This window comes from Mycobacterium sp. TH-M103 (assembly GCF_057473785.1).
Window position 1 is genome coordinate 1 of sequence record NZ_JBYCLG010000381.1, and the last position, 9,987, is coordinate 9,987.

At 69.9% G+C, this 9,987-nt stretch carries 7 protein-coding genes and 4 pseudogenes; 3 read left to right on the forward strand and 8 right to left on the reverse strand.

Annotated features, from left to right (window positions below; translation table 11 throughout):
- From AC2VOR_RS21010 to AC2VOR_RS21030, 5 genes and pseudogenes are all read right to left on the reverse strand, one after another.
- Positions 1-396, reverse strand: a pseudogene (locus AC2VOR_RS21010) (GH92 family glycosyl hydrolase); the annotation flags it as partial.
- Positions 397-716: 320 nt separating this feature from the next.
- A pseudogene (locus AC2VOR_RS21015) lies at positions 717-878 on the reverse strand (antitermination regulator); the annotation flags it as partial.
- Between the two features lie 18 nt (positions 879-896).
- Positions 897-1,988, reverse strand: coding sequence for a galactokinase (locus AC2VOR_RS21020; protein ID WP_369740730.1), 1,092 nt, complete (start codon positions 1,986-1,988; stop codon positions 897-899).
- Complete coding sequence (gene galT / locus AC2VOR_RS21025; protein ID WP_369740731.1) at positions 1,985-3,061, reverse strand: galactose-1-phosphate uridylyltransferase; 1,077 nt, start codon at positions 3,059-3,061, stop codon at positions 1,985-1,987. The genes AC2VOR_RS21020 and galT overlap by 4 nt, the downstream gene beginning before the upstream one ends.
- Before the next feature lie 249 nt (positions 3,062-3,310).
- Positions 3,311-4,183 carry an alpha/beta fold hydrolase gene (locus tag AC2VOR_RS21030; protein ID WP_369740732.1) on the reverse strand — a complete coding sequence of 291 codons (873 nt, stop codon included), beginning with the start codon at positions 4,181-4,183 and terminating at the stop codon, positions 3,311-3,313.
- Between the two features lie 35 nt (positions 4,184-4,218).
- Between AC2VOR_RS21030 and AC2VOR_RS21035 the strand changes: the two genes are divergently transcribed.
- The 3 genes and pseudogenes from AC2VOR_RS21035 to AC2VOR_RS21045 all read left to right on the forward strand — a co-directional run bounded on the left by AC2VOR_RS21035 (position 4,219) and on the right by AC2VOR_RS21045 (position 7,543).
- Positions 4,219-5,124 carry an NYN domain-containing protein gene (locus AC2VOR_RS21035; protein WP_369740734.1) on the forward strand — a complete coding sequence of 302 codons (906 nt, stop codon included), beginning with the start codon at positions 4,219-4,221 and terminating at the stop codon, positions 5,122-5,124.
- Between the two features lie 169 nt (positions 5,125-5,293).
- Positions 5,294-6,045, forward strand: a pseudogene (locus tag AC2VOR_RS21040) (cytochrome P450 family protein); the annotation flags it as partial.
- Between the two features lie 154 nt (positions 6,046-6,199).
- On the forward strand, positions 6,200-7,543 hold the full coding sequence (locus AC2VOR_RS21045) for a hypothetical protein (RefSeq protein WP_486964453.1): 1,344 nt from the start codon (positions 6,200-6,202) through the stop codon (positions 7,541-7,543).
- A gap of 1 nt (position 7,544) precedes the next feature.
- On the opposite strand, the gene AC2VOR_RS21050 is transcribed toward AC2VOR_RS21045, so the two are convergent.
- From AC2VOR_RS21050 to AC2VOR_RS21060, 3 genes and pseudogenes are all read right to left on the reverse strand, one after another.
- Entirely contained in the window at positions 7,545-8,840 is a 1,296-nt protein-coding gene (locus tag AC2VOR_RS21050) for an NRAMP family divalent metal transporter (RefSeq protein ID WP_369740737.1), read from the reverse strand.
- Between the two features lie 187 nt (positions 8,841-9,027).
- On the reverse strand, positions 9,028-9,627 hold the full coding sequence (locus AC2VOR_RS21055; protein ID WP_369740739.1) for a DUF5134 domain-containing protein: 600 nt from the start codon (positions 9,625-9,627) through the stop codon (positions 9,028-9,030).
- Positions 9,624-9,987: pseudogene (locus AC2VOR_RS21060) on the reverse strand (heavy metal translocating P-type ATPase); the annotation flags it as partial. The gene AC2VOR_RS21055 and the pseudogene AC2VOR_RS21060, both read right to left, overlap by 4 nt.

Genomic DNA, 9,987 nt, shown 5'->3' on the forward strand with positions numbered 1-9,987 from the left:
GTGGGCGATCGTCTCCCAGGCGTTCCACGGCTGCGAGCCGAGCGCGGTGGTGGTCGGCAGCATCGAGATGTCGCCGAAGGCGGCGCAGCCGACCGACGCGTGGGTCATGCTGAACCCGGTGGAGCGCGGGTTGTCGTAGTTGTAGCCGGCGTAGTTGTAGACCGTGTCCGGTGAGTACTGCACCATGCCGAACGGCACCGTCGGGCCCGGGAAGTTGTTGATCTCGCCGACGGTCTCGCCCCCGGTCCCGGTGCCGATGAGGGTGTCGACGTAGTCGACGGGATTCGCGACGAGCTTGGGCTCCCCCTCGTAGGCGGTGGGCGGAGCCGCCGCGATGAACGTCAGGAACACCGCCGTCGCCACCACCAGCGCGAGCAGGGCGCTTCGTGACCGCATAGCTGTTCCTTACTGCATGGCGGCCACTTCGCGCGGCATTTCGCATGCGACGGGCGCGGGGCACCACGCAGACACCGGCGTGCTCGAGGCGAACCAGCAACATTGTGAACGCACCTGGACTAGCTCGTCTCGACGCGACTATCCCAGTTGCCGCAAGTTTTCGGGAGATCTCCGTGGCGCAACACTTCCTTGCAGCAACCATTTCCGTGGCGGCGATTCTGGCGCTGGCCGGTTGCGGCCCGCACCACCGTCCATCGGGACGATCCCGGCTCTGGGCGATCTGCTGGGCGAGGAGCCCCAGCTTCATGTTGTGCACCTGGGACAACGACGACCTCGTGCACGGCCCCGCCGGTGTCGACGATGCGGTGCCGGGTGCTGAACGCCGTCTGGCGGCCGTTGACCATGCCGTCGATGCTCGCGGCCACCCGCTCGCGATCCTCGGGATGTTTGTGCGAGAGCACCAGTTCGGTGGTCGGTGTCACGCTGCCGGGCCGGCTCGCTCACACGTCCGGCCCCGCGCCCGCGGCCGCGCGGGTGCGGATGATCACCGGCCGCGGGTGGCCCGCGGCGGTCACCGTCCGGCGCAACGTCTTGGTGACGGCGTCGGCCCGGCTGTCCGGCACCAGCGCGATCACACAGCCGCCGAACCCGCCGCCGGTCATCCGGGCACCGAGCGCACCCACGCGCACCGCGGTGTCGGCGATCAGGTCGATGTGCTCGGTGGTGATGCCGAAATCGTCGCGCATGGACACGTGCGAGGAGGTCAGGATGCGTCCGGCTTCGACGAAGTCCGACTCCCCCAGCGCCGCGACGAAATCCAGCACCCTGCCGTTCTCGGTGAGAACATGGCGTGCGCGACGGGCATCGATCGGGTCGCCGATCTCGTCCAGCGCCGCGCTGCCGCGATCCCAGATCTCGCGCAACGACGTTGCCCGCAGACGTGCGGCCGCCCGCTCACAGGATGCGCGGCGGGCCGCGTATTCGCCACCCGCGTGGGCGTGGCGGGCGCGGGAGTCGATGAGCAGCAGCGCTACACCCTCGGCGTCCGGATCGAAGGGCACCGGCGCAACGCTGAGATCGCGGAAATCGATCAGCAACGCCGTCGACGGTTCGCCGAAAAGGGCGGCCAGCTGGTCGAGCAGACCGCTGGGAACGCCGACGTACTCGTTTTCGGCGCGCTGGGCGAGCCGCGCCTGCTCCTTTTTGTCGATGCGGACGCCGGCGGCCGTCGCGAGGGCGCCCAGCGTCGCGCATTCCAGCGCCGCCGAGGACGAGAGCCCCGAGCCCATCTCCACGTCGCTGGTGATCCGCATCGCGCCGCCGGGCACCGGGTGGCCGGCCTGCCGCAGCGCCCACACGACCCCGGCCACGTAGGCGGCCCAGCCGGCCACCTGACCGGGAACGACGCCGAGGCCGAAACGCACGACGTCGGGTGCGCGGTTGCTGCTCACGGTGAGCGCATCGCCGCCGTCGGGGGCGAACGTCACCACGGTGCGTTGCGGCAGCGCGATCGGCACCGCGAAGCCCAGGTTGTAGTCGGTGTGCTCCCCGATCAGGTTGACCCGCCCGGGCGCGGCGTGGCGGACCGTCATCCGAGCCCCCGCAGCCGCCGGGCCACGTCTTCGGGCGTGACGTCGCTGATGAAGGCGTCCATCGCCGACTCGGAGGCCGCCAGGTATTTCAGCTTGTCCGCGCTGCGCCGGATCGACATCAGCTCCACGTGGAAATAGCCGTCGGCCTGCGCCTCGGTGTCGGCGTACTGGTGCAGCGCCGAGATGTAGGGCAGCGGGGCCTCGTACATGCGGTCGAACCGCTGCAGCACGTCGAGATAGATCCGGGTGAATCCGTCGAGCTCCTCCTCGCCGAGCTCGAGGAGGTTGCGGGCGAAGCGGTTCGGGTAGATGTGCACCTCCACCGGCCAGCGCGCCGCGAACGGCACGAAAGCGGTGAACAGCTCGGTGCGCGCCACGATGCGGCCGCCGTCGGCGACCTCGCGGGCCAGCAGGTCGGCGAACAGGTTTCCGCCGTGCCGCATCCGGTGTTCGCGCGCCCGCGCCAGCATGACGGCGGTGCGCGGCGTCAGGTACGGGTAGCCATAGATCTGACCATGCGGGTGGGTCAGCGTCACCCCGATCTCCTCGCCGCGGTTCTCGAAGCAGAACACCTGCTCGATGCCCGGAGCGTGGATCAGGTCGGCGGTGCGGTGCCGCCACGCCTCGACGACCAGCCGCGCGTGCGCCGGCTCGAGCCCGGCGAACGAGCCGGTGTGGGCGCTGGAGAAGCACACCACCTCGCATCGGCCATGCCCGGGAGCGGAGACGAAGCCGTCACCGGGCACCGGCGCCGCCGGGCCGTCGCCGGACAGGCTCGGGAACTGGTTCTCGAAGACGACGACGTCGTAGTCGGGGGCGGGCACCTCGCTGGTCAACCCGGTCGGGCCCGGACACAGCGGGCACTGGTCGGGGGGCGGCTTGTAGGTGCGGTCCTGGCGCCGCGCCGCGACGATCACCCACTGCCCGGTCGTCTGGTCGTAGCGCAGCCACGACTGGTCGGGATCGCGGGCGGGCAGGGGCCTGCGGTCGGTGACGGGCGCCGGGCGGTGTCCGGGCAGCGCGAAGAACAGCAGGTCACGGCCATCGGCCAGCTTCGCCCGCGTCGGCGCCATGGTCTCGAAGGGTAGCGTGATCGCCGCGGCGCGGTTCGGGGTAATCCAGGCGTGTCAGCGATACGAGAGGCGGTCGGGGAGATCACTGGTCTGTACGAACGTACCCGTGGCCGCCGACCTCGGAGCGCGCGACGACAGCTGGGTTGGCGCCCCCACTGCGGGCTGACCCCGGGCGGGCGCGCGCATCGCCCCGATTCTACGGCCGGTGTCGAGGGCCGAAGCCGGACCGCAGCACCCCGGCTTTTCCGATCACGCCCTGGGCTGCGGGCTGCCGATGTCGCGGCGGTCGCCGGATCCGACGAAGTCCTCGATCAGCTCGACCACCTCGCGTGGCGCTTCCACCTGGGCGAAGTGGCCGACGTCGGGCAGCACCTCGAGCCGGCTGTCCGTGCGCGCCTCGTGCGCGGCGTATGCGTGGTCGACGGGAATGATGCCGTCGCGCTCGCCCCAGATCGCCATGACCGGCAGCTCCTCGCGCAGCCGCAGCCGGCTGAGCGCGCTGACCGCCTGCCCGCGGTAATCGACCACGGAGCGCAACGTCCGCAGGAACGACTGGCGTGTCTCGCGGTCCGACAGGGACGAGTAGGCGCTCCACAATTCGGCGCCGCGCGGCGAATGGATGCCGGCGCCCCGCAACCACGACCTGAGCTTGTTGCCGACGGCGAGCACCGGCGCCGGCGCGATGACCGGCAGCACCAGCTCCGCCCCGGGAGCCGAGAGCAGCCGGAGCACCAGCCCCACGTCGGGACCGAGACCGCCGCTGCTGATGAGGACCAACCGCTTGGCATAGTCGGGGTGCTGGTAGACGAACTGCATGGCCACACCGCCGCCCAGCGAGTGCCCGACCAGGGTGACCTGACTCACGCCCAGCTCGTCGAGCAGGTCGCGGAGCCAGACCGCGAACGCACCCAGCGAGTAGTCACCCCGGGGTTTGGCCGACGCGCCGTGGCCCAGCAGGTCCGGTGCGATGACCCGGAATTTCCTGGACAGCTGCGGTATCACCGAACGCCAGGTCTCCGAACTCCCGGCCATACCGTGGATGAGCAGCAGGGTCTCGCCATCGCCTTCGTCGCGGTAGGCGACGCGGTCGCCGTGCAGCTCGAGGTATTTCAGCTGGTTCATATCTCCGGTGTACCCCCTGAGCCGCCGACTCGGCGATGATCTACTGCATGACCGAACCGGTTGCCGCCCGCGTGGCCGTCTACCTCGACTTCGACAACATCGTGATCTCGCGCTACGACCAGGTTCACGGGCGCAACTCGTTCCAACGGGACAAGGCCAAGGGCCTCGATCCCGAGCGGCAGGCCCGCGCCACCGTCGACGTCGCGGCGATCCTCGACTTCGCGTCGTCGTTCGGGACGCTGGTGCTGACCCGCGCCTACGCCGACTGGTCGGCCGACGTCAACGCCGGCTACCGCGGACAGCTGGTGGCCCGCGCCGTCGACCTGGTGCAACTGTTCCCCGCCGCGGCGTACGGCAAGAACGGCGCCGACATCCGGCTGGCCGTCGACGCCGTCGAGGACATGTTCCGACTGCCCGACCTGACCCACGTGGTGATCGTGGCCGGCGACTCCGACTACATCCCGCTGGCGCAGCGCTGTAAGCGACTGGGCCGGTACGTGGTGGGCATCGGGGTGGCGGGCGCGTCGAGCCGCGCGCTGGCCGCCGCCTGCGACGACTTCGTCATCTACGACGCCCTCCCGGGGGTGCCGGCCCTCGAACCGGCACCCGCGCCGGCCGGGCCGGAGGCGGAGAAGACCCCGCCGAAGCTGCGGGGCGGACGCGCCAAGGCGGCCCAGTCCGAGGAGCCGGAGCCGCCCGATCCGCAGGCCGCCGCCACGGCGCTGCTGACGCGGGCGCTGCAGATCGGGCTGGAGAAAGACGACGTCGACTGGCTGCACAACTCCGCGGTGAAGGCGCAGATGAAACGGATGGATCCCTCGTTCAGCGAAAAGTCTTTGGGATTCAAGTCTTTCAGCGACTTCCTGCGTTCGCGCTCCGACGTCGTCGAGTTGGACGAGACGTCGACCACCCGGATGGTGCGGCTGCGCGTCGACGAGTGAGCACGCCAACCGGCTCCCGCTGGCTATACATTCTCTCGTTGATGTATGGCGCCCCGGCCGGAGGACGGCCCGAACGCCGTGAGAATCCTGTTTGATCCGCGCGCTTCATTGACACCTGCCCCCGACGGCCATACATTGTGCGAAAGTCGTCCGGGCTCCGAGACCGGAGCCGCTGTGGGACAAGGTGACCAACAGTCTGCTCTGCCTGGAGGGCCAGGCCCATCATCGGCTGCGCAGCCTGGCCGCCAAGGCCTTCACCCCGCGCGCGGTGCAGCGGCTGCACGACACCATGGCCGCGGTGATGAACGAGCTGGTCGATCGGGTCGCCGACGCCGGACGCTGCGACGTGGTCACCGACATCGCCCGCCCGTACCCGGTGCCGATCATCTGCGCGCTGCTCGGCGCACCTCGCGGGGACTGGCACCGGTTCTCGCTGTGGGCCGACGACGTCTTCAAGGCCTTCAGCTTCGCCGTCGACCTCGCCGAGGTCGAGCCCGTCGTCATGCGCGCATGGGGCGAGCTCGACGGCTACGTCGACGACATGGTCGCCCGGCGGCGACACAGCCTGACCGACGACCTGCTGTCCGACCTGATCCGCGCCGAGGATGACGGCAACCCCCTCGGTGCAGCTGCTGTGCGAGCACCCCGACCAGTGGGAACTGCTGCGGCAGCGGCCCGAGCTGGCGATGCGCGCGGTCGAGGAGACGATGCGCCATTCGCCGATCGTGTGCGGAACGCTGCGCCTGGTCGCCGAGGACGCCGAACCTGGGGGCCAACCTGGCCCGCCACGAGCTCGCCGAGGCCCTGAACGTCCTCACCGACCGGATGCGAAACCCACGCCTGGCCGGGCCTGCGCCGTGGAAGCCGATGGCCACCCTGAGCGGCCCGACGAGCCTGCCCGTCGAATTCGACGGGAACTGATTCCCCGGCACCGCGCCGGCCACGCCGCTGACGTAAGGCTCTGTGACGTAGGGCTCGTGGGAACCCGACCCGGTCGCGGGCGCACCTGACCGGCTATAGGCTCGGCGGTTACAGGATCTTACCGGGGGATTTGCCGATGAGCATGATTGACGGTCTGCGCGCGACCATGCGCAGAATCGCCCTGTTGGGCTCGGCCGCCTGTCTCATCACGTCCTGCTCGGAAACCGTTTCCCCGCCGGCGGCCACGACGACGACCAATTCGACGTCGCCGCCCACCACACCGTCGGCGGCCGGTAACCCCGGCAGCGCCGCGCCATCGCCGGCTCCGGTGACCGGGCCGCTGGAAAAGGACTGGAAAAGCTACGGCGGCACGGCATATTTCGGGTGCCCGGAAAAGGTGTCGGGCGGGAAATCGGCCTTGGAGGACATCCGCCCGAAGATCTTCGACACCAAGACGGGGCAGTACGTGACGCCGGGCACCCCCATGGTCCCCGCGGGGGAGAAGTTGACCGGCGCCGTGTGCGCGCTGTCCGGCACGGCCGACGACATGAGGGTCGTGTACGTGCTCACCACCGCGACACCCGCGCAGGCGTCCGCGCCCGCAACCACCAGGGCGACCGCCTACGCGTTCGACCTCAAGTCGGACCGCCCGGTGGCCACGAAAGAGCTGCAACCGCCGAGTCCCGACCAGAAGTTGACCGCGGCCGACCGATGGGGGTTTGCCTCGACCGCGACGGGCGTGGCATGGACGAACGCCTTCACCGACGGGCACGCAGCCGCCGCGCCGCCACGCACGCTGGTGCTGTCCAACACCGACCTGTCGACGCTGTGGGACGATCCGGAGCAGGCCCAGGTTTGGCAGGACGTGCTGGCTTTCCACCGCAACACCGGGGGCGCCACGACGTCGGGCGCGGAGTTGCGCCGGCCGACCGGGGAACCGATCTACCAGGACAACGACGTGCGGTCGGTCGACGCGGAGTTGTCCGACGGGCCCGACAAGCTGGTGAAATTGACGTACTGGGATTCCCATCAGCCCCCGGCCGTGTCGACCGTGTTCTTCGACCTGAACGCGAAACAGATCGTCAAGATCGGCGACTCGGACACGATTTCCGGCGGCGGATTGGCCGCGACGCTGTCGGCCGGGAAATTGTTCGTCGACGGTCGCGACTCCGACGACTCGAAATTCGGCTTCGGTGTGTGGAACCTGCGCACCCGGCACTGGGATTTGCTCAAGAGCCGGGACGACGCGAAGAAGATGTCGATCACCAGGTTGGCGTTCTTCGAAGACCACCTGTACCTCACCAAGGCCGACGGCACGTTCTCCGTGCTCGCCTTGCCGGACACCGAGCCGGTCGCCTCGAACTGGTCGGTGCGGCCCTTCGGGCGGATCTCGGACTGGACGCTGGTTTGTCGCGGCGCCGCGTCGGCGAACGGTGACTGCCAGGAGATCGTGCTGGTGCAGGACCGGGACGGCCGCTATCCCGGGCCCTGGTTCTGAGTCAGAGCCAGCCGAACGCCTGGGGAACCATGTACAGCCCGAAGGCGATGACCACCAGGCACAGGCCGCGGGTGAGGTGTTTGTAGAGCCCGCGCATCCGCCACTGTTCGGGGAGGGCCCGGGCCTCCAGCGCGAGCAGCAGACCCAGCACGATGGGCAGCAGCAGGGCGTTCATCACCTCGACGTCCACGGCGAGGTTGACCAGGTCGACGCTGCTCAGCACGAGGATCGCGCCGACGATGTGGGCGAGCGCGTAGGTGATGTAGAACTTGGCGGTGGCGCGGTTGGGCCGCTCGTTGAGCGTGTGGTGCCAGCCGAACACCTCCGCGAGCCCCCACGCGCCGGCCAGCGACGCGACGATCGCGGCGACCAGCGCCGCGCCCAGCATCCCCAGCCCGAACAGCACGGTGCCGCCGACGCGCCCCAGGTAGGGGGTCAGCGCGTGCGAGATCTGGCCGACGGTCTGCAGCGTCGTCTCGCCGTTGTGCGTCCCGAGCGTCGCCGCGACGGTGACCACGACGGCGATCATGATCAGCTGGGTCAGCACCGCGCCGAAGGCGGTGTCGTAGCGGGCCTGGCGCAGCGCGGCCACCGACAGGCGCTTGTCCACCACGGCGCCCTGCTGGTAGAAGATCATCCACGGCATGATCACGGCGCCGACGTTGGCCGCGACCAGCAGCAGGTACGAGGGGTCGCCCAGCGGCATCGAGGCCAGGCCCTGCACCAGCGCGTCCGGATCGGGCCGGGACATGACCATGGCGACCAGGAACGCCAGTTCGGCCGCCCCGAAGACGATTCCGACGCGCTCGACGCGCCGGTAGCTGCCGGTGAGCGCCAGCGCCAGCAGCGCCACCGTCGCGATCGGAATGCTCACCCATTTGGAGACGCCGAACAGTTCGCCGACCCCGGCGACGCCGGCGAACTCGGTCAGCAGCGCCCCGATCGCGGAGGCGAACAGCGTGAACGCCGAGACCCACGCCCAGCCGCGGCCGAACCGTTCCCGGATGAGCGCGCCGTGCCCCCGGCGGGTGACGATGCCCAGCCGCACCGTCATCTCCTGGACGACATAGAGGATCGGCATCAAGATCAGCTGCGGCAACACCATGCGGTAGCCCCAGCGGTCGCCGGACTGCGCGGCGGTGATCAGCGAGCCGGCGTCGGTGTCGGCGAACATCACCACCAGGCCCGGGCCCCACACCGACAGCAGCGCCCACCGCAGCCACCGGAGGCGACGGCGCATCGCCGCACGCGGCCGTTCGTCGCGCTCGTCCGCCACCGGCGTGGTGGTATCGGTCAACTCTCGAGCAACCCTCTCGTTAGACAGCGGACGTGCACAGCGGCGAAAACCGGCGGCGTTCGTGCCCCCGGGTCACTGCATCGGCGCCACCGGGGCAGGCTTCCTCGACCGTACGGCATCGATTCATACCCGGGCGATGCTGTGCCGTGTGCCGCGGAAATTTCGGTTCGCCACACCGGGTCAACGGTCAGATGCGGGACACCGCGGCAAGGAACAGGACGGCCATTCCGGCGGCCATGGCGGCTTGTGCGAGGTTTCCCAAAGATTTGAGGCGGGCGGTGCCGGTGAGGTAACGCAGCGTCCAGAAAAGCGTTGCGGCCCCGAAGATCAGGGCGCCGAGCCAGTCCATGGCGGTGATCCAGGCGGCGTACGGTGGTGTGCCCGTTGCGGCCATGTCCATGCCCGGCATCGCGGCGCCGGATCGGGCAGGCGCCGGGGCGGTGGTCGGGGGGCCGTTCATGGCGGCATACATCCAAGCCGTCGCCAGCATCATCAGAACGTGGTAGCCGCTCAACCGCCGCTGGGCGGGCGTGCGGGCGGCGGCGAGGGCCATCGTCGCAAACCACGCCGCCGCCAGCAGGAACACCACCGTCAGTGCCGTGGTCGGGGCGCGCATGCTCCACGGCCAGGCCATGGCCGCCATCGCGACCGCCATCACCACGTGCAAACCGTGACTGAGGACCATCGGCCAGGGCCGGCGCCGGGTCAGGATCGGCAGGGCGCACTCGATCGCGCCCAGCGCGAACAATCCCGTGACGACCCACCTCAGCAGGACACCGTGGATCATACGGTCGCGGTCCGCTCGGGCAGGGCCTTGATCGTCGTGTCGCGGCCGAAGTGGCGCAGCCGCAGCGAGTTGGTGACCACGCTGACCGAGGACAGGCCCATCGCCGCGCCCGCCACGACGGGGTTGAGCACCCCGAATGCGGCCAGCGGGATCGCGGCGGTGTTGTAGCCGAACGCCCAACCCAGGTTCTGGTGAATCGTGCGCAGGGTTTGGCGCGAGAGCTGCAGCGAGCGCACCACACCGTCGAGTTGGCCGGACATCAAGGTGATGTCGGAGGCCTCGATGGCCACGTCGGTGCCGGTGCCGATCGCGATGCCCAGGTCGGCCTGCACCAGCGCGGGGGCGTCGTTGACGCCGTCG